The organism is Streptomyces xanthophaeus (genome assembly GCF_030440515.1).
Classification (GTDB): domain Bacteria; phylum Actinomycetota; class Actinomycetes; order Streptomycetales; family Streptomycetaceae; genus Streptomyces; species Streptomyces kutzneri.
On sequence record NZ_CP076543.1, the window covers coordinates 4,686,800 to 4,708,979 of the forward strand.

The 22,180-nt window shown below is 72.9% G+C and carries 19 protein-coding genes; 10 read left to right on the plus strand and 9 right to left on the minus strand.

Annotated features, from left to right (window positions below):
• Nucleotides 1-599: 599 nt before the first annotated feature.
• Both KO717_RS20805 and KO717_RS20815 read left to right on the plus strand, forming a co-directional pair.
• Entirely contained in the window at nt 600-1,079 is a 480-nt protein-coding gene (locus tag KO717_RS20805) for a hypothetical protein (protein ID WP_301370154.1), read from the plus strand.
• Between the two features lie 1,354 nt (nt 1,080-2,433).
• Nucleotides 2,434-2,640, plus strand: coding sequence for a DUF4287 domain-containing protein (locus KO717_RS20815; RefSeq protein ID WP_030388288.1), 207 nt, complete (start codon nt 2,434-2,436; stop codon nt 2,638-2,640).
• 51 nt (nt 2,641-2,691) lie between these two features.
• Here the strand turns inward: KO717_RS20815 and KO717_RS20820 are convergent, their stop codons facing one another.
• Entirely contained in the window at nt 2,692-3,909 is a 1,218-nt protein-coding gene (locus tag KO717_RS20820) for a thiolase C-terminal domain-containing protein (protein ID WP_301370156.1), read from the minus strand.
• 157 nt (nt 3,910-4,066) lie between these two features.
• On the opposite strand from KO717_RS20820, the gene KO717_RS20825 reads away from it, so the two are divergent.
• Together KO717_RS20825 and KO717_RS20830 are read left to right on the plus strand one after the other, a co-directional pair.
• Nucleotides 4,067-5,401, plus strand: coding sequence for an acyl-CoA dehydrogenase family protein (locus KO717_RS20825; protein ID WP_301370157.1), 1,335 nt, complete (start codon nt 4,067-4,069; stop codon nt 5,399-5,401).
• Nucleotides 5,401-5,874 (plus strand): nitroreductase family deazaflavin-dependent oxidoreductase, encoded by a 474-nt coding sequence (locus KO717_RS20830; protein ID WP_301370158.1) that lies wholly within the window; start codon nt 5,401-5,403, stop codon nt 5,872-5,874. The genes KO717_RS20825 and KO717_RS20830 overlap by 1 nt, the downstream gene beginning before the upstream one ends.
• Nucleotides 5,875-5,933: 59 nt before the next feature.
• On the opposite strand, the gene KO717_RS20835 is transcribed toward KO717_RS20830, so the two are convergent.
• Complete coding sequence (locus KO717_RS20835; RefSeq protein ID WP_030013555.1) at nt 5,934-6,581, minus strand: TetR family transcriptional regulator; 648 nt, start codon at nt 6,579-6,581, stop codon at nt 5,934-5,936.
• A gap of 341 nt (nt 6,582-6,922) precedes the next feature.
• Between KO717_RS20835 and KO717_RS20840 the strand changes: the two genes are divergently transcribed.
• From KO717_RS20840 to KO717_RS20850, 3 genes are all read left to right on the plus strand, one after another.
• Nucleotides 6,923-7,717, plus strand: coding sequence for a VOC family protein (locus KO717_RS20840; RefSeq protein ID WP_301370160.1), 795 nt, complete (start codon nt 6,923-6,925; stop codon nt 7,715-7,717).
• A 263-nt stretch (nt 7,718-7,980) separates the two neighbouring features.
• Nucleotides 7,981-10,383 (plus strand): serine/threonine-protein kinase, encoded by a 2,403-nt coding sequence (locus KO717_RS20845; protein WP_301370162.1) that lies wholly within the window; start codon nt 7,981-7,983, stop codon nt 10,381-10,383.
• Nucleotides 10,384-10,451: 68 nt separating this feature from the next.
• The gene (locus tag KO717_RS20850) at nt 10,452-10,949 is read left to right on the plus strand and encodes a peptidylprolyl isomerase (RefSeq protein ID WP_189735226.1); all 498 of its coding nucleotides are present in this window, start codon (nt 10,452-10,454) and stop codon (nt 10,947-10,949) included.
• 70 nt (nt 10,950-11,019) lie between these two features.
• On the opposite strand, the gene KO717_RS20855 is transcribed toward KO717_RS20850, so the two are convergent.
• Nucleotides 11,020-11,484: a hypothetical protein gene (locus tag KO717_RS20855; protein ID WP_301370164.1), complete on the minus strand. Its 465-nt coding sequence runs from the start codon at nt 11,482-11,484 to the stop codon at nt 11,020-11,022.
• Between the two features lie 176 nt (nt 11,485-11,660).
• Here KO717_RS20855 and KO717_RS20860 point away from each other — a divergent pair, with 176 nt between their 5' ends.
• Nucleotides 11,661-12,269, plus strand: coding sequence for a hypothetical protein (locus KO717_RS20860; protein ID WP_301370166.1), 609 nt, complete (start codon nt 11,661-11,663; stop codon nt 12,267-12,269).
• Nucleotides 12,270-12,278: 9 nt separating this feature from the next.
• Here the strand turns inward: KO717_RS20860 and KO717_RS20865 are convergent, their stop codons facing one another.
• From KO717_RS20865 to KO717_RS20875, 3 genes are read right to left on the minus strand one after another with little or no spacing between them, the layout of a single operon-like run.
• Entirely contained in the window at nt 12,279-13,055 is a 777-nt protein-coding gene (locus KO717_RS20865; protein ID WP_301370168.1) for an enoyl-CoA hydratase/isomerase family protein, read from the minus strand.
• The gene (locus tag KO717_RS20870; protein WP_301370169.1) at nt 13,052-13,519 is read right to left on the minus strand and encodes a Zn-ribbon domain-containing OB-fold protein; all 468 of its coding nucleotides are present in this window, start codon (nt 13,517-13,519) and stop codon (nt 13,052-13,054) included. Before KO717_RS20870 ends, KO717_RS20865 begins: the two co-directional genes overlap by 4 nt.
• A gap of 4 nt (nt 13,520-13,523) precedes the next feature.
• Complete coding sequence (locus KO717_RS20875; protein ID WP_301370171.1) at nt 13,524-14,675, minus strand: lipid-transfer protein; 1,152 nt, start codon at nt 14,673-14,675, stop codon at nt 13,524-13,526.
• A 94-nt stretch (nt 14,676-14,769) separates the two neighbouring features.
• On the opposite strand from KO717_RS20875, the gene KO717_RS20880 reads away from it, so the two are divergent.
• Nucleotides 14,770-16,404, plus strand: a complete 1,635-nt coding sequence (locus KO717_RS20880; RefSeq protein ID WP_301370173.1) for a FadD3 family acyl-CoA ligase — start codon at nt 14,770-14,772, stop codon at nt 16,402-16,404.
• A 32-nt stretch (nt 16,405-16,436) separates the two neighbouring features.
• Here KO717_RS20880 and KO717_RS20885 read toward each other — a convergent pair whose 3' ends face one another.
• The 3 genes from KO717_RS20885 to KO717_RS20895 all read right to left on the minus strand — a co-directional run bounded on the left by KO717_RS20885 (nt 16,437) and on the right by KO717_RS20895 (nt 20,813).
• Nucleotides 16,437-17,168: a class I SAM-dependent methyltransferase gene (locus KO717_RS20885; RefSeq protein WP_301370175.1), complete on the minus strand. Its 732-nt coding sequence runs from the start codon at nt 17,166-17,168 to the stop codon at nt 16,437-16,439.
• A gap of 134 nt (nt 17,169-17,302) precedes the next feature.
• Nucleotides 17,303-17,515, minus strand: coding sequence for a hypothetical protein (locus tag KO717_RS20890; protein WP_301370177.1), 213 nt, complete (start codon nt 17,513-17,515; stop codon nt 17,303-17,305).
• A 178-nt stretch (nt 17,516-17,693) separates the two neighbouring features.
• Nucleotides 17,694-20,813, minus strand: a complete 3,120-nt coding sequence (locus KO717_RS20895) for an AfsR/SARP family transcriptional regulator (protein WP_301370179.1) — start codon at nt 20,811-20,813, stop codon at nt 17,694-17,696.
• Nucleotides 20,814-20,944: 131 nt separating this feature from the next.
• Here KO717_RS20895 and KO717_RS20900 point away from each other — a divergent pair, with 131 nt between their 5' ends.
• Nucleotides 20,945-22,171, plus strand: coding sequence for an amidohydrolase family protein (locus KO717_RS20900; protein ID WP_301370181.1), 1,227 nt, complete (start codon nt 20,945-20,947; stop codon nt 22,169-22,171).
• Nucleotides 22,172-22,180 lie beyond the last annotated feature (9 nt).

Below are 22,180 nucleotides of genomic sequence, written 5' to 3' on the forward strand. Positions count from 1 at the left end.
GCTCCGGTGGGCGGTGCCGGCCGGGCGGAATCAGGGGCGGCGCGGCGGGGGCTCCGGTGGGCGGGGCCGGGCGGGTGGAATCAGAGGAAGCGCGGCGGGGGTGTGGGTAGTCGGGAGCCACTTGATCGGAATCAGGGATGTGTATGGGGGTTTCCCGTCAGTCCCATCGTCCCTCCGTGTCGGGCCGGTCCCTCAAGGGCGCTCCCTTCGGTCGCGTCGCTACGCGATGTCGCTGCGCTCCACCCTTGACCGACCGTCCCGCCCCGGAGAAACGAAAGACTGCCGGGAAGCCCCCAAAGGAACGGGCCGGGAGATCAAGACAGGGACAGGGCGGCCAGAGAAGCGCGAGGAGACCCCGGCCGGCACGACCGAGAGACGGGGCCCATCACAGACCAGGGCCCGCGTCGGGGGAAGCGCGCCCAATCGCTACGCGCTCCTCATCTCTCAGCGTCCGACCGCCGTCTTGGGCTGGACATAGGCCGCCCACACTCCCCAGGTGCCCCTCATGGGAGGCGTCTGTCGGCCGACTGGGGTTGACCTTGCCGTGTCCCTCGTGCGGGCGATGGCGGGTCCATGACTTTCGAAGTAGTTTCAAAGTCATGAGTGCCGAGAACGCTGCCGTCAACTTCTCCGAGCTGGTCAACAAGAACAAGCAGACTCTGGCTCGGCTCAAGGACTCACCACGCTTGCTGCTGCATCGCAGAGACGGTGAGGATTTGGTCCTCACCACCGCTGCCAGAGCCGAGCAGGACCAGACCGTGGTCTCGGCTGCCACGAGAATGCTGTCAGCCATGGCGAGGCGAGAGCCCGGCAGCATGGAGTTGCTCCTCGACATACTGCCGGATGCGTTTCCCTGGGTCCGCTTTCTTCCTGAGCCGGACGTCCATGCCTTTGCCGTGGAACTGGTCGACACCATGCGCGCCGCCGACTCGATCGGCAACAACGCGTCCGTTGCTCAGCTCCTCATCGCCTGGCAGCACACGGCCGAGGTCCATTCCGACCCCGTTCTCCTGGCGGCGCTGACGACAGACCACGGCACGGACTACGGCTCTGTACCCGACCCCCTTGACGTCCGTTGACCACGGGACGCGGTGACCGAGCCGCACCCCCAGCACCGGAAGGCCAGTGGGATGTCCGCTTCGCCGATGCTGCATCGGCGAAGGGCTGGGAGTGTCTCGCCCAGCAAGCCCGTGAGAACACGTACCGAGCCTGGGTCATGATGCGCACGGACCCCAGACCTGCGGTCGAGACATCCCGGCAACACCGTCTCAAGGGAACTCTGGCCCACGGAATTCACCGTGGACAGACGTGTGCGCAGTGGCAGATCGAGGTGACGGGAGGCGGTCGGATTTGGTATCTCGTGGACACGGCTCGTGACACCTGCTGGATCACCTTCGCCGGAACCGGCCACCCACGCGCGACGGACGGCAAGTGACTTGGGCAGTCGCGGTCGTTGGGAGGCCTCCAATCGCTACGCGCTCCTGACGCCTCAGCGGCCGTCTGGGGTTGGACGTACGGCCCCAGATCGCTACGCGCTTCTCCACGACCGTGGCCGCGGGCGGACGGCTGACAGCTCGGCTATTCCGTCGTGAAGCCGGGTCAGCGCGAGCATCACCCCGCAAGCCCATGGATATATAGGGGTAATTGGAGCAATCTGTCAGCCTTCCTGACCGCCCACCTGCACTGACCCGCATCCACGACGGAATAGCCGCTGTCCCGGCCCTCTTCACCCCAGCCGGCCAGCAGACGCCTCCCATGAGGAGCGCCTACGGGTCGTGGGCGGCCTATGTCCAGCCCCAGACGGTCGTCGGACGCACAGCGAGCGCGGGACCGAGGCCGTGGGCGGCCTATGCCCAGCCCCAGACGGTCTGGCGACGCTGAGACGTCAGCAGCGCGTAGCGATTGGACGCGCCTCCCCCGACACGGGCCCTGGTCTGTGATGGGCCCCGTCTCTCGGTCGTGCCGGCCGGATCTCCTCGCGCTTCTCTGGCCGCCCCGTCCCTGGAAGTGTCGGCCGGCCCGTTCCTTTGGGGGCTTCCCGGCAGTCTTTCGTTTCTCCGGGGCGGGACGGTCGGTCAAGGGTGGAGCGCAGCGACATCGCGAAGCGACGCGAGGAACGAGCGCCCTTGAGGGACCGGCCCGACACGGAGGGACGATGGGACTGACGGGAAACCCCCATACGCATCCCTGATGCCGCCCGAGCAGGTCCCGACTACCCACACCCCCGCCGCGCTTCCCCTGATTCCGCCCGCCCGGCCCCGCCCACCCGAGCCCCCGCCGCACCACCCGGCCCCGACCGACCGGCTCCCGCCCCCCGAAGCCCCCCACCTCCATCCGAAGAAATCCTTCGCCCCACCGATGAGTTCTCGTCCCCGACGCAGTCATACCTACGAGACCGCACCACACACCCGCACCCCCGGAGGGACACGCATCATGGCCGAGACAGTGAAGGGCCCCGCCAGCTACTTCCCCTCGATCGAGAAGAAGTACGGACGCCCGATCGGGGAGTGGCAGGACCTCATCCGGTCCTCGCCGCTGACCAAGCACATGGAGCTCGTCTCGTGGCTCAAGACCGAGCACGGTCTGGGGCACGGGCACGCCAACGCACTCGTGGCGCACACGCTCGCCGAGGGCAAGTGACCGCCCCCGTCCCCGCCCCCACCCCCGTCCCCGCCCCCGGGCGGGGGCCGGTCACCCCCGTCCCAGCAGGATCGTTCCCGACGAGCAGAACCAGCCGCCCGTGCCCGAGGCCAGGGCGACCTCCGGGAGGCGGCCGCCGGGTTTGGTGACCTGGCCGGCCCCCGCTTCGCCGCGGAGTTGGCGGACCGCCTCGACCAGGAGGAACAGCCCGCGCATGCCGGGGTGGCAGGCCGAGAGGCCGCCGCCGTCGGTGTTGACCGGGAGTTCCCCGTCGCGCAGCAGGCGGCCCTTCTCCACGAAGGCCCCGCCCTCGCCCTTCGCGCAGAAGCCGAGGTCCTCCAGGGTCACCAGGGTCATGTAGGTGAAGGCGTCGTAGATCTCCGCGAGGTCCACGTCCGCCGGGGTGAGGCCGGCCCGCTCGAAGGCGATGCGGCCCGATACCGCCGCCGGGGACACCGTGAAGTCCTCCCACTCCGACATGGTGGTGTGGGAGACGGACGTGCCGGCCCCCAGGATCCAGACGGGGGCCTTCGCGGTGTCCGGTACGTAGTCCTCCGCCGCCAGGAGCACCGCGCAGCCGCCGTCCGAGCGGATGCAGCAGTGCAGCTTGGTGAAGGGGTCGGCGATCATGTCGCCGCCGAGTACGTCCTCGACCGTGATCGGGTCGCGGAACATGGCGTCCGGGTTGGTGGCCGCGTTCGCCCGGGCCTGTACAGCCACGGAGGCGAGCTGTTCCAGCGTCGTCCCGTACTCGTGCATGTGGCGGCGGGCGGCCATGGCGTACTTGGAGATCAGCGTGTGGCCGTACGGGACCTCGAACTGCAGCGGTCCCCGTGCGCCGAAGGAGAGGTTGGACGTGCGGCGCCGCGCCTTGATGTCCGCGCGGGCCGTGGAGCCGTAGACCAGGAGCACGGCGTTGGCGTGCCCGGCGGCGATCGCGTCCGCCGCGTGGGCGGCCATGACCTCCCAGGTCGAGCCGCCGACCGAGGTGGAGTCGACCCAGGTGGGGCGCAGGCCCAGGTACTCGGCCACCTCGACCGGTGCGAGCGTGCCGAGGCCGGCCGAGGCGAAGCCGTCGATGACGGAGCGGTGCAGGCCGGAGTCGGCCAGGGCGCGCCGGGCGGCCTGTGCGTGCAGGGCGTAGGGGGTGGGGCCGTCGACGCGGCCGCAGTCCGAGAGGGCGACGCCGACCACCGCGACCCTCCGGCGGGCGCGGGCCGCGGGTCCGGATGTGGGTCCAGGTGTGGGTCCAGTTGTGGGTCCAGGCATGAGGGGACGGTATATCTGACGAAGTGTCAGACGCTAGACCCTGCCGTGCAACCCGCCCGCGCCGCCCCCTGTGCATCTGTCCCCGACGGGCCTAATATGACGGCCCGTCAGATGCCCCCAGCCACCGCTGGGAGGTGCCCCCGGGAGGAGCCCGACGATGGATGCCGCCTTCACCGCGGAGCAGGACGAGATACGCCGTACCCTGCGCGAGATCCTGGGTAAACGCTGCGGCCCCGACGAGGTCAAGGCCGCCGTCCGTACCGCTGCCGGACACGACCGCGAGCTCTGGCAGCAGCTGGCCCGGCAGCTCGGGCTGCCCGGCATCGCCATCGCCGAGGAGTACGGCGGTGTCGGCTGCGCCCCCGCCGACCTGGCCCTGGCCTGCGAGGAGACGGGCCGGGCGCTGCTGCCCTCGCCGCTGCTGGCCACCGCGGCGCTGTGCGTGCCCCTGATCACCGCCCTCGGCACCGGGGCCCAGCGCTCCGCGCTGCTCCCGCCGCTGGCCACGGGCGGGCTGACCGCCGCCCTCGTCGTCAGCGGCCCGGCGCTGGCCACCGCCCTCGCGCTGACCGGCGAGGACGCCTCCGGGCAGTGGTCCGGCGGCGGCCGCGCGGGCGGTGTCCAGGCCCGCGCCGCCACCCCCGACGGCTCCCGCGCCCCCGACGGCTCCGGCTCCGCCTCCGGGGGCGGCTGGCGGCTGTACGGGGAGGCCGTCCAGGTGCTCGACGGGCACAGCGCCGGGCTGCTGCTGGTCGCCGCGCACACCGGCGGTTTCGCGCGCAGCCGCACGCTGCTGTTCCTCGTACGGGAAGACGCGCCGGGCCTCGTACGGTCCCGGCAGACGGTCCTGGACGAGACCCGCCCGCAGGCCAGGGTCGAACTGCGGAACGTGAGCGCGCAGTTGCTCGGCGACGAAGGGGCGGACGTGCTCGGCGCGCTCGCCGCCACCGGGCGTACCGCCGCTGCCGTCCTGGCCGCCGAGGCGGTCGGCGCGGCCGGGCAGGCGCTGGCCCGCACGGTGGAGTACGTACGCGGGCGCGAGCAGTTCGGCCGGGCGATCGGCTCCTTCCAGGCCGTCAAGCACCGCCTCGCCGACCTGTACGTGCAGGTGCAGGCGGCCCGCTCGGCGGCCTACTACGCCGCCTGGGACCCGGACCAGGGCGGCCTCGCGCTCGCCCAGGCCCTGGAGGCCCTGCGGGTGACGGCGGGCGAGGCGATCCAGCTGCACGGCGGCATCGGCTTCACCTGGGAGCACGATGCGCACCTCTACTTCAAGCGGGCGGCGGCCGACGAGCTGCTGTTCGGCCCGGTCCACCGGCTGCGGGCGCACGCCGCCGACCGCGCGGGCCTGTTCACGGACCCGGCGGACCCGGCGGGCCCGGCGGACCCGGCCGGCGCGGCGGCCGCTGCGGCCCCGGCTCCGCCGCAGCCTTCGCCCGACCCCACGTCCCCGCCCACGCCCCCGCCCACACCAGAGAAGGTGGCCGTCTGATGGCTCCCGGCGTCAAGCTGATGCAGAAGGTCTCCTCGACCATGCTCTTCGCCAAGATCGCACCGCACTTCATCCCCGCCATGGACAAGGCGGTGCACAAGCTGACCCGCGGCAAGGTCATACTCAGCGCCCAGATGCTGCCGGGCGTGATCCTCACCGCCAAGGGTGCCAAGACCGGTGAGCCGCGCACGACCCCGCTCGCCTGCATGCCGGAGGACGGCGGGACGACCTGGATCCTGATCGGCTCCAACTTCGGCCGGCCCGGGCACCCGGCATGGACCGGGAACCTGCTCAAGCACCCGGACGCGGACGTGAGTTGGCAAGGCCGGGACATCCCCGTACGGGCCCGGCTGCTGGCGGGTGAGGAACGCGCGGAGGCGTGGCAGGCGGTGCTGAGGTTCTGGCCGCCGTATGCGACGTACCAGGCGCGCATCGAGCGCGAGATCCGGTTGTTCCGCCTGGAGCGTCGCTGATCGCAGGCGATCGGGCGTGGTCGGCGGCGGGCCCCGGGAAGGCGTCCGGGGGTCCGCCGCTACTTCGTGGGCTTCTTGCCCGTGATGCCGAGGTGGACGAGCAGCGCCAGGTTCGGCTTGAGCTCGGCCTGCTTGACGCCCCAGGTCTGGAAGCCCTTCTGGTGCGAGGCGACCGCGGCCAGCATCGCGACCAGTGAACCGGCCATCGCCGCGGGGCTGATGTCCTTGTCGACCTTGCCCTTGGCCTGGAGCTCCTTCATCGATTCGGTGAGGGAGTTGGTGACCGAGTTCAGGATCTTCATGCGGATCTTGTAGAAGCGCTTGTCGCCCTCGGCCGCGCCGAGGTCGACGACCCGCAGGATCGCGTCGTTGCGGCGCCAGAACTCCAGGAAGCCCTCGACGAGTTCCTCGGCGGCGGCCCACCCTGACTTGCCGACCCAGGTCCGGCCCTCGACGAGCGACGTCAACTGCGCGCCCTCGGTGGCCATTTGTTCGGCGATCTCCAGGACGGCGCCCTCGACGTCCGGGAAGTACTGGTAGAAGGTCGCGGGGGAGGTGCCGGCCTTGCGGGCGACGTCGATCACTTTGACGTCGCGGTACGGCGAGGAGCTGAGCATCTCGCTGAGGCAGTCGAGCAGCTTCTGCCGCGTCGCCTGGCCGCGCCGGCCGGCGACACGCCCGTCGACGGTGCGTACTTGTCCTGTCATGCCGTCAGCTTACCGAGGGGTGATCGGCGCGCTATTCGGCCGCCTGCAAATGGGGTTACGGGGTCCCTGGCCTGGGAGGAAGGGGGACCCGGGCGGCCGGGCAGGCGCATTCCGGACGGAAATCGGCCCCCGCGCGCCCCCCGGCCGGGCCGTGCCCCCGCGCCGGGCGCGTGCCGCCCCGGCCCGGGCCGCGGCCCGCCCCCGGCCCGGGCGTGTCGCCCGGTTCCGCAAGGTTTCCCCCGAATAGTCTTATCAACAGGCTGTGGACAAGTTTTCGGGCGGATCATGGCTGAGAGGGTTGGGAGGGTACACACCCCCGCACAACGGAAGGAAACGGGCCCATGGCCGCATTCGCGGAAGGCGCACCCTGCTGGGTGGACGCCTCGCTTCCGGACGTCGAGGCGGGCAAGCGCTTCTACGGTGAGCTCTTCGGGTGGACCTTCGCCGAGGGTGCGGGCGCCGAGTACGGCCACTACACGCAGGCTTACAGCCGCGGCCGCAACGTCGCCGCCCTCGCCCCCAAACCCGACGGCCGCATGCCCACCGTCTGGGGGATCTACCTCTACACCACCGACGCCTACGCCTGCGCCCAGCGCATCCGCGCCGCCGGCGGCCAGATGGTGATGGACCCGATGCCGGTCGGCCCGTACGGCACCGCCGCGATGGCCGCCGACCCCGGCGGGGCCGTCTTCGGCCTGTGGCAGCCCGGCACCCACCACGGCTTCGACGCCCAGCAGGAGCCGTACACGTACTGCTGGAGCGAGGTCTACACCCGGGCCCGCGACGCCGTCGACGTCTTCTACGCCAAGGTCTTCGGCTACGTCCCGCAGGACCAGGACGACGCCGGCGTCGAGTACCGCATCTGGTCCCCGCCCGGGACCGCGCCCGGCACGGACACCGCCGTCCTCGGCCGCAGCCTGATCACCGACGCCTTCCCCGAGGCCATGCCCGCGCACTTCCTCGCCTACTTCGCCGTACCCGACTGCGACCAGTCGGTCGCCATGGTGCAGCGGCTCGGCGGCCGGGTCACGGCCGACCCCTTCGACACCCCCTACGGGCGGATCGCGGTCGTCGCCGACAACCAGGGGGCGGTCTTCGGACTGCTCTCGGAACCCCGCACGAAGCCGGACGCGTAACCGGGCGCGTAACCGGACGCGCAGCCGGGCGTGCAACCCCCGCCCACCGGGCCGCACGGCCCGTGGCGCCCCCGTCCCGGGAGGATCGCCGAGCAGATCACACCGCCCGGCTCGACGTGCCGGGGCCGGACCGGGTCCGGGCCTGACAGAATCGGGGTTGCTCGACCCGGGCGGCGCCCGGAGTGAGACGCTGCACGGGGCAGGGCCCCGTGCCGGTGGAAGCGGGCCCGCTGAGTGGCCCGTACGGGGAGGTGTGGAGGCGAGTGGTGGAGCAGCTGACGCAGCACGACCCGAGACGGATCGGCCCCTTCGAGGTGCTGGGACGGCTCGGCGCCGGCGGCATGGGGCTGGTCTATCTCGCGCGGTCCGCGTCCGGACGGCGGGTCGCGATCAAGACGGTGCGCACCGAGCTCGCCGAGGACCAGCTCTTCCGCGTCCGCTTCACCCGCGAGGTGGAGGCGGCCCGGGCCGTGTCCGGCTTCTACACCGCGGCCGTGGTCGACGCCGACCCGCGCGCCGCCGTGCCGTGGTTGGCGACCGCCTACGTCCCGGCGCCCTCCCTGGAGGAGATCGTCAACGAGTGCGGGCCCATGCCCGCCCAGGCCGTGCGGTGGCTCGCGGCCGGTATCGCCGAGGCCCTGCAGTCCATCCACGGCGCCGGCCTGGTCCACCGCGACCTGAAGCCGTCCAACGTGCTCGTCGTCGAGGACGGCCCGCGCGTGATCGACTTCGGTATCGCGAGCGGGGTCTCCAACACCCGGCTGACCATGACGAACGTCGCCGTCGGCACGCCTGCCTACATGTCGCCCGAGCAGGCCAAGGACTCGCGCAGCGTCAAGGGCGCCAGCGACGTCTTCTCGCTCGGCTCCACCCTCGTCTTCGCCGCGACCGGGCACCCGCCGTACCACGGGGCGAACCCGGTGGAGACGGTCTTCATGCTGCTGCGCGAGGGCCCCAACCTGGAGGGGCTCCCGCCCGAGCTGCGGCCGCTGATCGACTCGTGCATGCAGATGGACGCCACGCTCCGGCCCACCCCGGCCGACCTGCAGGCGCAGCTCGCCCCGCACCTGTTCGACGGCGGTGACGACAGCGGCACCGCCTCGGCGTGGCTGCCCGCCCGGGCCGTCGCGATGATCGAGGCCCGGCGCGCGGGGCACCGTACGCCGCCCGCGCCCGTCCCCGTGGTGCCGGCGCCCGGCCCGGGCTCCGGGGGCCGCGGTCCGGCCTCCGAGGCCGTCACGCACCGCCGCCCGCGCGGGGCCGACTCCTGGGTGGACCCGCGGACCGGCCAGGCCGTCCCGCAGCGCCCGCACCACCCGCCGATGTCCCCGGTGCCTTCGGGCGAGCCGGTGCGCCTGGGCGGCTCGCCGGTGCCGATCGGGCCCGGGCCGCGCGCGAGCGCCGCCGCCCCGGCCGCGCACGCCTCCTCCGCCGCCGCGGACTCGGCGACCGGCTGGATCCGCCCGCCCGGCGGGTCGGTGGCCACCCCCTCGGCGGTGCAGCCCGTACCGAGCCCCGCTCCGGCCCCGGACAGCGGCCGCTGGCGGCCGTGGCGCTTCCGTATGTCCAACGAGGTCTGGGGCACCCCGACCGTCGCCGGGAACCTGCTCTACGTGACCTCCTTCGAGGTCCACGCGCTGGACGTGGCGAGCGGCCGCCGCCAGTTCAAGACCCGTGACGTCGCCTGGTCCATGGCGGTCGCCGACGGCCGGATCCACGCCTCCGACGGCCCCTCCCTCTTCGCGCTGGACGCCGGCGACGGTTCCGAGCGGTGGCGGCTGTCCGCCGACGCCTGGGTGTACGCGCTGCGTGCCGAGCGCGGCACGGTCGTCACCGCCACCCGCGGCGGCGGTGTCCAGGGCCGGGAGGCCTCCAACGGCCACAAGCTGTGGGAGCTGACCGGCGCGCAGAGCGACTTCGAGACCCCGGAGGCGGCCCCCGTCCTGCACGACGGCACGGTGTACGTGTGGCAGGACGCCCGGCTGCGGGCCCTGGACGCCCGTACCGGCCGCGAGTCCTGGTCCTACCCGATCGGTGACGCGGCCTCCTGCGGGAACGTGCCGGTGCGGGTCACTCCGGCCCCGGACGGCAATGTCTATGTCGCGGCCGGTACCCGGGTCATCTCGGTGGACCGGGCCTCGGGCCGGGTCCGCTGGCACTTCGAGGCCCCCGCGGTCTTCCTGGCGCCCCCGGCCTTCGCGCCGGGCGCGGCCGTCACGGGTGGCGGGGTCTACCTCGTCGACTACCTGGGCACGGTCTACGCCCTCGACGCGGCCACCGGCCAGGACCGCTGGCGGATCGCGACCGAGGGACGGCAGTCCCCGGACCCGGTGGTGGTCGCGAACGGCAACGTCCACCTGGGCGCGGGCAGCGCGCTGTACACGCTCGACGCGGTCACCGGCACCCCGAAGTGGCGGTTCGCGGCGGGCGGCGAGATCACCGGCCTGCCGGCGGTCGCGGACGGCCGGGTGCACTTCGGTTCGGCCGACCACTGCCTGTACACCCTGGACGCGGCGGGTGGCCAGCTGCGCTGGAAGCTGGCCACGGGCGGCGAGATCACGGGCGCCCCGGTGGCGGAGGCGGGCGTGGTCTACGCATGCAGCAAGGACCGCTGCGTGTACGCCCTGGACGCGGCGAAGGGTACGGGCACCCGTACGAGCGGTTGACCTGCCCGGAGGCGGGGCTGCGGCCCCGCCGGGTAGCGCACCGCACCGGGAGTGACAGGATGGACCCCATGAGCAACGTCTACTTCGACATCACCATCAACGGCGCCCCCGCCGGCCGCATCGTCTTCAACCTCTTCGACGACGTCGTCCCGAAGACGGCGCGCAACTTCCGTGAGCTGGCCACCGGCCAGAACGGCTACGGCTACGCCGGCTCGGGCTTCCACCGCGTCATCCCCCAGTTCATGCTGCAGGGCGGTGACTTCACCAACCACAACGGCACCGGTGGCAAGAGCATCTACGGCGAGAAGTTCGAGGACGAGAACTTCCAGCTGAAGCACGACCGCCCGTACCTGCTGTCGATGGCGAACGCCGGCCGCAACACCAACGGCTCGCAGTTCTTCATCACCACGGTCGTCACCTCGTGGCTCGACGGCAAGCACGTCGTCTTCGGCGAGGTCGTCTCGGGCCAGGAGCTCGTGGACCAGATCGAGGCCCTGGGCTCCCAGTCCGGCGCCCCCAAGGGCAAGGTCGAGATCGCGGCCTCCGGCGTCGTCGACGCCGCCTGATTCCCACCCGCCTGTCCGGCCGGTCGGCCCCGCCCCCTCCGGGGGGCCGGGGCCGCCGCCGTTTCCGGGGTCAGCCGGGAACGGGCGTCGTCGGGGGGAGGGGGCGGGTGCGCGGGGTGGGGCGGCCGCGCATGACCGCTGCGCCCAGGAGGATCAGCGCACCCGCGCCGAGGGCGTTGGCGAGGCCGTCACCGAGGCCCCGGCCGTCGCCGCCCACCGAGAGGCTGCCCACGGCCTGGCCCTGGCGGACCATCCACAGGATCGTGAAGCCGAGTACGACCAGTCCCGCCAGCGCCATCAGCAGCCGCGAGCGGAGCAGCACCGCGCACAGCGTGAGGATCGCGGCGAAGAGGTACGGGAGCAGGATCGAGGCCAGCAGGGTGGGATGGTGGCCGGTGATCCCGGCGGAGGTGAAGAGCTCCTGGACGCCGTAGTCGCGTCCGTGACGGCCGTCGTACCAGGCACGGAAGGGGCTCCAGACGGCGGCCGCCGCTCCGATCAGACCCATCAGGGAGCCGAGTGCGTTGCGGAGCATGCCCGGCCCTCCGGGATAGGGATCTCGCTCCCGACGCTACGCCCGGGCCCCGTGGCCCGCACCCCGGACCGTTCCGGCGGGCGATGATCCTTCCCGTGGTCCTTATGTTTCTCTTACGTGGCGCGCCCCGGCTGGTAGCGTGACCCGCCGTTGTCCCAGGGGGAGGGGTTCGGGCCATGGTGGCTGGGCGTCGTATCAGGTTCACCGCTGTGCTGGTGGGGGTCGTGCTCGCGCTGACCGGCTTCTCGTCGCACGGCGGGAGCAGCAGCAGCGGGAGCAGCGGGAGCAGCGGCAAGAGCAAGAGCAGCAGTAGCAGTGGTGGCGGCTGCTCCAGCTCCAAGAGCAAGAAGAAGAGCCACGGCAGCGGCGACGACAACGGCACGGCCACCGCGTCGCCCTCCGCGAGCGCGAGCGGCGCCCCGGCCACGGCGGTCGTGGTCACCTGCGTCGGCGCCACCCCGCCGGTCACCACGGTCAGGTTCACCTCGAACGTGGACCGCAAGGCGACCTTCGCGGTGAACCTGTACCGGGAGGGCGCGAACGGCGCCGTCATCGAGTCGACCGAGGTCGAGGCGACCCTGGAGGCCCGCGAGACCCGTACGGTCGAGGTCGCGCTGGCGGAGCCCTCCCGTGCGGCCGAGGTCACGACGTGCCGGATCGGCCCGCCCCGCGAATCGTCCGGCACCAGGACGCCGGGCCCGGCCAGGACCACCTCGGGCGGCTCCACGCCCACGCCCGGGTCCACCCCGAAGAAGTCCACCCCGAAGTCCACGCGCAAGCCCTGAGGCCTGCCCTCAGCGCAGCCTGAACTCCGTACCGGGCCGCCGCGAGCCGAACAGCTCCGCCTGCCGCTCCGGCGCCAGGTTCCCCAGCGCGATCAGCGCCGGAGCCTGCGCCAGGGCCTGCTGGAGCGCGGCCTGCTTCGCCGACCACAGGGCCCGTACGGTGCCCTGCACGGCCTCCGTGGGGAAGCCGGCCAGGGTCTCCGCCGCCCGCAGGGCCGCCGGGAGCAGCTCCCCGGGCGCGGTCAGTTCCGAGACCAGGCCGATCGTGTGGGCCCGGCGCGCGGAGAGCCGCTCGGCCGTGCCCATCAGGGACATCCGGGCGGCTTCCCCGAAGGGCATCCGCTGTGCCATGTAGACGGCCTCGTAGGCGCTGACCATCCCGTAGCTGGTGTGCGGGTCGAAGAAGGTGGCGGTCTCGGAGGCGATGAGGAACTCCGCCTCGCCCAGCAGGTAGAAGGCTCCGCCGCAGGCCATGCCGTTGACGGCGGCGACGACCGGCTTCCACAGGTCGCCCGCCTTGGGGCCGATGGCGATCAGCGGGTCGTCGGCCGAGTACGGGGAGGCCGGCTGAGGCACGTCGACGCCGCGGTCGATGCCGGTGCAGAAGGCGGCCGCTCCGGCGCCGGTCAGCACGACCGCCCGTACCTCCTCGGCGAACCGGAACTCCCGCCATACCGCGCTCAGTTCGGCGGCGGTCTCCAGGTCGATGGCGTTGTGCCGGTGCTCCCGGTCCAGGGTGACGACGGCGACGCCGGTCGCCTTGTCCCGTTCCACCCGTACGGTCATGACTTCTCCAGGACCCAGCGGGGCACGGCCATGCCGCCCGTCTCGGTGAAGACCACGTGCACCCGGGCGCCGATCCGCAGCCGGGCCGGGTCCACCGAGTCGAGCGGGGCGTCGGCCGAGGTCACCAGGTTCCCGGCGAGCCGGATGTGCGGGGCGTCGGCGAGCTCCACGAGGATCACGTTGTACGGGGCCTGCGCGGCGTACGCGGGCAGCAGCGGCGGGTGCGGCCGGACGTAGGACCAGATCCGGCCGCGGCCGCTCATCCGGCGCCACTCGCTGTCGAAGGACCGACAGTGCGGGCAGCAGGGGCGGGGCGGGAAGCGCAGCCGGCCGCAGGTGGCGCAGGCCTGGACGCGGAGTTCGCCCCGGGCGGCGTACTCCCAGAAGGGCGCGCCGTCCTCGTCGGGGACGGGCAGGAGCAGTTCGGCCGCGGCCTCGGCGGCGGCTTCGGATGCGGTGGTCATCGGGTCAGCTCCTCAGCAGGATCGCGGACGTCGGGACTCCTTCGCCGGCGGTCACCAGGCAGGTCGCGGCGTCGGGCACCTGGGCGGTGGAGACGCCGCGCAGCTGCTTGACGCCCTCGTTGATCAGGTTGAAGCCGTGCACGTACGCCTCGGACAGGCCGCCGCCCCCGGTGTTGATGGGGAGCCGGCCGCCCATCTCCAGGGCGCCGCCCTCGGTGAAGGCGGCTCCCTCGCCGCGGCCGCAGAAGCCGTAGCCCTCCAGGGAGAGCGGGATCAGCGGGGTGAAGGCGTCGTAGATCTGGGCGACATCCACGTCCTGGGGCCCGAAGTCGGCCTGCTTCCACAGGTGGCGGGCGGCGGTCCAGGCGGGGCCGGACAGCGGGTCGTCGTTCCAGTAGTTGACCATGCCGTGGTGCTGGGCGGGCAGGCCCTGGGCGACGGAGTGGACGTAGACGGGTTTCTGGCGGCAGTCGCGGGCGCGCTCGGCGGAGACGATCACGCAGGCCAGTGCCCCGTCGGTCTCCAGGCAGTTGTCGAAGAGGCAGAGCGGGTCGCTGATCATGCGGGAGGTCATGTACATCTCGCGGGTCAGCGGTCGCTCGTACATCATCGCCGCCGGGTTGGCGTTGGCCCGGTTGCGGCAGGCCATGGCGACGTTGAAGAGGTGGTCGCGGGTGGCGCCGTACTCGTGCATGTAGCGGCGGGCGAGCATGCCGATCTCGTCGGCGGGGCGCAGCAGGCCGAAGGGTCTGGTCCACTGGCCGGGGGTGGGCAGCTGGACGGCGGTGTTCTTCCAGGGGCGGGGGCCCGAGCCGCGTTTGCGGGAGCGCCAGGCGACGCCGACGGTGGCCTGGCCGGTGGCGACGGCGGAGGCGAGATGGCCGACGGTGGCGCAGGAACCGCCTCCGCCGTAGCCGACCTTGGAGAAGAAGGTGACGTCGCCGGCGCCGATGGCCTTGGCGACCTCGACCTCGTCGGTCTCCTCCATGGTGTAGGAGGCGAAGGCGTCGACCTCGGACGGTTCGATGCCGGCGTCGGCGAGGGCCGCGAGGATGGCCCGGCAGGCCAGTTCCTTTTCGGACTGCGGCAGTTGTCTGGCGAAGGCGGTCTGCCCGATGCCGACTATCGCCGTCGCGTCCTTGAGCGTTGCCGCCATCGCCACCTCCGGGGTGCGCCAGTACTGACAGCCGCGAAGGCTACAGCTAATCTGACGGATAGTCAGCTACTGGGTCTGCGGGAAGGCGGCACGCATGGGCGACGACGGGCGCGAGGACGTACGCGAGGACGTACGCGGGGATCTGCGCTGGGGCAGCATCGCGCAGCTCGTCCGGGCGGCAGCGGCACAGTACGCCGACCGCGAGGCCGTCGTCGACGGGCGCACCCGGATCAGTTACGCGCAGCTCGGCGAGCGCGTCGAGCGCGCCGCCGCCTCCTGCATCGCCGCCGGGACCGAGCCCGGCGACCGGGTGGCCGTCTGGGCCCCCAACACCCTGGAGTGGATCGTCTGCGCCCTCGGCGCCGTCTCGGCCGGCGCGGTGCTCGTCCCCCTCAACACCCGTTTCAAGGGCGCGGAGGCCGCGTACGTCCTGGAGCGCAGCCGGGCCCGGCTGCTCTTCGTCACCGGCACCTTCCTCGGCACCTCCTACGTCGCCTCCCTGCGCCGCGCCGCGGCCGAGGGCCCCGGCACCGGGCCGCTGCCCGGACTGCCGCACCTGGAGGAGGTCGTCGTCCTCGCCGATGACGCCCCCGACTCCTTCCGCACCTGGAAGGAGTTCCTGGCGGGCGGGGACGGCGTACCGGCCGCCGCGGTCCGCGAGCGCGCCGAGGCCATCCGCCCCGAGTCCCCCTCCGACATCATCTTCACCTCCGGCACCACCGGCAGCCCCAAGGGCGCGGTCATCACCCACGCCCAGTCCCTGCGCTGCTACGACGTGTGGAGCGAGCTCGCCGGACTGCGCGAGGGCGACCGCTACCTGATCGTGAACCCCTTCTTCCACACCTTCGGCTACAAGGCGGGGATCATCGCCTGCCTGATGCGCGGGGCCACGATGGTCCCGCAGCCCGTGTTCAACGTGGACACCGTCCTCGCGAACGTCGCCGCCGAGCGGATCTCCGTACTCCCCGGGCCGCCCACCCTCCACCAGTCGCTCCTCGACCACCCCCAGCGCGACCACCACGACCTCTCCGCCCTGCGCCTGGTCGTCACCGGCGCGGCCGTGGTCCCGCTGCGGCTCGTCGAACGGCTGCGCGGCGAACTGCGCATCGCCACCGTCCTCACGGCGTACGGACTCTCCGAGGCCAGCGGCATCGTCACCATGTGCCGCCGCGGCGACCCCGCGGAGACCGTCTCCGCCACCTCCGGGCGGGCCATACCGGACACGGAGGTGATGATCCTCGACGCGGACGGGCGGCCGCAGCCGACCGGGCAGGTGGGCGAGATCGCGGTCCGCGGCTACCACGTCATGCAGGGCTACTTCGAGGACCCCGAGGAGACCGCCCGGACCATCACCCCCGAGGGCTGGCTGCACACCGGCGACGTCGGGTACGTGGACGAGGACGGCAACCTGCGCATCACCGACCGGATCAAGGACATGTTCATCGTCGGCGGGTTCAACGCCTACCCCGCCGAGATCGAGCAGCTCCTCGGCCTCCACCCGGACATCGCGGACGTCGCGGTGATCGGCATCCCGGACCCGCGCCTGGGCGAGGTCGGCAAGGCCTACGCGGTCCGCCGCCCCGGCTCCACCCTCACCGCGGACGACCTGATCGCCTGGTCCCGCCGCGAGATGGCCAACTACAAGGTCCCGCGCGCGGTGGAGTTCGTGACGGAACTCCCGCGCAACGCGAGCGGCAAGATCCTCAAACGCGCCCTCCGCGCCGGCTGACCGCCCACCCCCGACCGCCCACCGCCGACCGCCTACCCCCGGCGGCGGGCCAGGACCAGGCGCCAGTGAGGGGTGCCGTCCGGGCGGTGGCCGAAGTGGGCCAGGGGGAGCGTTTCCACCGTGAAGCCGGCAGCCCGGAGGTCCTCGCGGACCGGGCCCAGGGGGAAGGTGCGGTAGTACATGACGAACGGGGGACGCCACACCGCGTTGCGCACCCGCATCGCCGCGTCGAAGCCCGTCGTCGCCCACCACACCCGGGATCCGGGCTGCAGCGGGGCGCCGATCGGGAAGGCGAAGACGCCGCCCTCGCGCAGCGCCGCGTGGATCCCCGAGAAGAGCGCGGGCCGCTCCTGCGGCAGGAAGTGGCCGAAGGCGCCGAAGCTGACCGCCAGGTCGTACGTGTCCGCGAGGGCGGGCGGCAGGGCCCGCGCGTCGGCCCGTACGAAGTCCACGCGGTCGTCCTCCGCGTACGCGCGCCCGGCCTCCGCGAGCATGCCCGCGCTGAGGTCCACGCCGGTGATCCGGTCGCGGCACAGCCGGCGCAGCATGTCGATCCCGGCGCCCGTGCCGCAGCACACGTCCAGGCCGGCCCCGAAGCCGCCCTCCGCCTGGGCGAGGGCCTCCTCGACGGCGTCGAGCATCCGGACCGGGGTACGGAAGGGGGTGTGGTCGAACTTCGGCGCGAGGAGGTCGTAGCCCCGCTCCACCGAGGAGAGGCCCTGCACTGCCAGTTCGCGGACGCTCGGCCCGTGGGAGGAGAACACACCCCCAGCCTATGCCGCCGCCGGGCTCCGGCCCGGGCGCACGTGTACGGCGGTCGCGGTGGCTCCCCCTCCGGGCCACCACGACCGCCGTTCCCCCGATTCCCCCGTGGAATCCCCCGTACGTCTTGTGCGTGCTACGGGCGCGGACCGGACGCGTGGTTGTCCAGCGTCTGGATCTCCTCACCCGCGGCGGTGGCCGCGGCGGCAGCCGCAGCCGCAGCGGCTGCGTCCGTCCCGGTCTGCTCCAGAGGCTTGATCTCGATGCCCGAGGCGTGGTTGTCCAGGGTCTCGATCTCGACGCCCGAGGCGTGGTTGTCGAGCGGCTTGAGGTTCTCGTTCGTCGTCATCGATTCTCCTGATGGATGGGTAGGGCTGGGCCCGTTCGGCGATTCCCCCGATGACCGCCGAACGGGTAGTCCACCAACCGGCCCGGATGCTCCCCCGAGGCGCCGGGTCGATGCACCTATCGTGTCGGACGGCGATAAACGAACGATGAACGCCACGTTCAACCGGCGTCCCCGCAGGTCAGGCGGCGATCTCCGAGGCCAACAAGGCCTGTACCTCGCCCAGTTCGGTCGACTTCAGCTGAGTGAACACGGCCTCCGCGTCCCGCCAGCAGGCCCGCGCCCGGTCCCGCTGCCCCAGCCGCCGCAGCGCCTTGCCGAGCACCGTCAGGACCGTCGCCCGGCGCCACTCGCCTCCGATGCCGCGCAGCGCGATGGCCTGCTCGGCGTGCGAGGCGGCCAGCGTGGGCCGGCGCGCCGCCAGGTGGGCCTCGGCGAGCCGGAAGTGGGTCACGCCCTCCCACAGCGGCTGGCGGTTCTCGTGGAACAGCGACAGCGCCTCGGCGAGCTGCGCCAGGGCCTCGCCGAGCCGCCCCGCCTGGGTGAGGGCGATGCCCAGCGCGTAGCGGCCGTTGGCCAGGCGCAGGCTCAGACCCATCCGGTCGTAGATGGCGATGCCCTGCTGGGCCAGGTCTATGGCGCTGGGCAGGCGGCCCAGCTCCACGTGGATGCGGGAGAGGTTGCACAGGGCGCTGGCCTCGCCGACGTTGTTGCCGTCGGCGCGGAAGCACTCGATGGCCTGCAGCAGGTAGCGCTCGCCGTCCGCGTGCCGGCCCTCGTAGAGGGCGATGATCCCGCGGTCGTTGGGGGCCCAGCACATGGGCAGCGGGTCGCCGGCCTCGCGCGCGAGCACGGTGGCCCGGGCGGCCTCGTCGTCGGCCTCGGCGAAGCGGCCCGCGACCAGGTGGACGTTGGTCAGGGTGGTGCGGGCGCGGCCCTCGGCGTACGGGTCCTTCGCGGCCTGGCCGGCGTCGCGCAGGGCGACGGCGGCCGACTCGTACTGCCGGGAGTTGGCCCCGGACTCGGCGAGGTCCTTCGCCGCCCACAGCAGGTCCACGGCCCGGCGCAGGACCAGCGATTCGCCGCCCCGTACGGAGGCCTGCCGTACGCACGCCAGCAGCGGGTCGGCCTCGGCGTACAGCCAGTCCAGGGCGGCGCGCGGTTCGGCGAAGACCAGCCCGGGGTAGTGGGTGTCGGACAGGTGCGCGGGCAGCCGGTCGCCGGGGCGTTCCAGGGCGTACACCCCGGAGGCGGTGGCCAGGTAGAAGTCCAGCAGCCGGTCCATGGCCGCCTCGCGCCCGCTCGGCGGCTGCTCGTCGCGCTCCGCGCAGGCACGCGCGTAGAGGCGTACGAGGTCGTGGAAGCGGTAGCGGCCGGGGGCGGCGGATTCCAGGAGGGAGCAGTCGACTAAAGCCTCGAGGAGGTCCTCGGTGTCGTACTCGGGCAGGTCGAGCACGGCGGCCGCCGCCGACAGGGAGATGTCGGGGCCGTCGGCGAGGCCGAGGAGGCGGAAGGCGCGCTGCTGGGCGGGCTCCAGCTGGCCGTAGCCGAGCTCGAACGTGGCCTTGACCGCGAGGTCGCCGGTCTGGAGCTCGTCGAGGCGGCGTCGCTCGTCGGCGAGCTTGGCGGCCAGGACGGAGACGGTCCAGGTGCGGCGGGCGGCGAGCCGGGAGGCGGCGATGCGGATGGCGAGCGGCAGGAAGCCGCAGGCGCCGACGACGTCGAGGGCGGCCTGGCGTTCGGCGCGTACGCGCTCCTCGCCGACGATGCGGGTGAAGAGCTGGAGGGCCTCCTCGGGGCTCATCACGTCGAGGTCGACGAGATGGGCGCCGGCAAGGCCCGCCATGCGGACCCGGCTGGTGACGAGGGCCGCGCAGCCGGCGGTGCCCGGCAGCAGCGGGCGGACCTGGGCGGCGTCGCGGGCGTTGTCGAGGAGGACCAGCACGCGGCGGCCGTCGAGGATGGAGCGGTAGAGCGCGGCCCGCTCGGCGGGGGAGTCGGGGATGGCCGTGTCGGGGGTGCCGAGGGCGCGCAGGAAGGAACCGAGGACGGCCTCCGGTTCGGCGGGGCGGGCCTCGGTGCCCTGGAGGTCGACGTAGAGCTGCCCGTCGGGGAAGTGCGGGCGGGCGGCATGGGCGACGTGGACGGCGAGGGTGGTCTTGCCGACGCCGCCGATGCCGGCGAGCGCGGAGACGGCCATGACCTGGTCCAGGGCGCCGCCGGACAGGATGGTGCCGAGCTCGGCGACGAAGCTGGAGCGGCCGGTGAAGTCGGGGACGGTCGCAGGCAATTGGGCGGGCCTCACGTGAACGGTCGCGGCGGCCGGGGCCGGGTCCTCCGCGCGGGCGAGATCGGCGTCGGCATTGAGGATGCGCTGCTGGAGCGCGGCCAGTTCGGGACGGGGGTCGACGCCGAGCTCGTCGGCGAGGAGCCGGCGGGTGTCGGCGTAGACGGCGAGGGCCTCGGCCTGCCGGCCACTGCGGTAGAGGGCGAGCATCAGCAGCTCGCGCAGGCGTTCGCGCAGCGGGTGGGCGGCGGTGAGGGCGGTGAGCTCGGAGACGGCCTCGGCGTGGTGGCCGACCTCCAGGTCGAGGTCGAGGCGGGTCTCCAGCAGCTGGAGGCGCCATTCGGCGAGCCGGATGCGCTCGGTCTCGGCGTGCGGGCCGGGGACCCCGGCGAGGGGCTCGCCCTCCCAGAGGTCGAGGGCGCGGGCCAGGAGCGTACGGGCGAGGGCGCGGTCGCCGGCGGCCCGCGCGGCCTCGGCGTCGGCGGCGAGGCTGCGGGCGACGCCGAGGTCGAGGGTGGCGGCGGAGCGCAGCCGGACGGCGTAGCCGCCGGACTCGGTGACGAGGAGGCCGGGGGCGACGACCTTGCGCAGGCGGGAGGCGTACGTACGGATGGTGGCGAGGGCCTGCTGCGGCGGGTCCTCGCCCCAGATGGCGTCGATGAGTTCGGGCGCGGTGGCGGTGCGGCCGTCGCGCAGCAGGAGCACCGCGAGCAGGGCGCGCTGCTGGGGGGTGCCGGAGGGCAGCATCTCGGAGCCGCGCCAGGCGCGGACGGGGCCGAGGACGGCGAAGCGGGACTCGCCCGGACCTGGGCCGCCCGGGGTGTCGCCTGCGGCGGGGTCCGGGGCGGACCCGGCCCGTGCCGGGCGGGTGGGGGCCGGGGCCGCCGTGGACTGGGCCGCGGGTGCGGAGGTCTCGCGTGCGGGGGGCGCCCCCGGACCGGCTTCGGGTACGACGGCAGCCGTACGGGCCTCGGGATGTTTCCGCGGGCTCGGGATGGCCGGTACGCCGTCCATCTGTCGTCCCCCTGCCTTCCGTCGGTGTAAGGGTCAGTCTGCCCTGTCTCGCGCGTGGACGTCAGCCCGTGTCCGACCGATCACCGGCCAACTAGCTGACGGTTCGTCAGATCGGCGCTACCGTATGAGCCATGGAGACCTTCCCGAAGATCATCTCGGTGGACGACCACACGGTTGAGCCCCCCCACGTCTGGCGGGACCGGCTCCCGTCCAGGTACCGCGAGACCGGCCCCCGCGTCGTCCGCGCCCCGCTGAAGGAAATGACGTTCCTCGGCGGCAAGTTCGCCCCCGTGATGGGGGCCGAGGGCGACGACGGCCCCATCGGCGACTGGTGGGTGTACGAGGACCTGCACCGGCCGCTCACCCGCCTCGACACGGCTGTCGGGTACGACCGCGACGAGATCAAACTGGAAGTCATCACCTACGAGCAGATGCGCCCGGGGTCCTTCTCGGTTCCCGACCGGCTCGCCGACATGGACGTCAACCACGTCCAGTCGGCCCTCTGCTTCCCGACCTTCCCCCGCTTCTGCGGCCAGACCTTCACCGAGGCCAAGGACCGCGAGCTGGGTCTCCTCGGCGTACGGGCCTACAACGACTGGATGGTGGAGGAGTGGTGCGGGCCGGACGCCCGCGGCCGCCTCATCCCCCTCACCCTGATCCCGCTCTGGGACGCCCGCCTGGCCGCCGCCGAGGTCCGCCGCAACGCCGCACGCGGGGTGCGTGCGGTCGCGTTCTCCGAGATACCCCCGCACCTGGGCCTCCCCTCCATCCACACGGACGAGTGGGACCCCTTCCTGGAGGCGTGCAACGAGACCGGCACGGTCATCGCCATGCACATCGGCTCCTCCTCCCGGATGCCGTCCACCTCGGCCGACGCCCCGCCCGCGGTCGGCTCCACCATCACCTTCGCCAACTGCTGCTTCTCGATGGTCGACTGGCTGATGAGCGGCAAGTTCGAGCGCTTCCCGAACCTGAAGATCATGTACGCGGAGGGCCAGATCGGCTGGATCCCGTACATCCTGGAGCGCGCCAACGTGGTCTGGGAGGAGAACCGCGGCTGGGGCGGAGTCGCCGACAAGGTGCTGCGCCCGCCGTCGGAGCTCTTCGCCGAGCACGTCTTCGGCTGCTTCTTCGACGACGCCTTCGGCCTGAAGAACCTCGACTCGATCGGCGTCGCCAACGTCCTCTACGAGACGGACTACCCCCACTCGGACTCGACCTGGCCCAAGTCCCGCGAGGTCGGCGAGTCCCAGATGGGCCACCTCGCACCGGACGTCGTGGACCGCATCGTGCGCGGCAACGCGATCGACCTGCTCGGGCTCACGGCGGACGGCCTGTGGGCGGGGCCGGGGGCCTGAGCCCGCAGC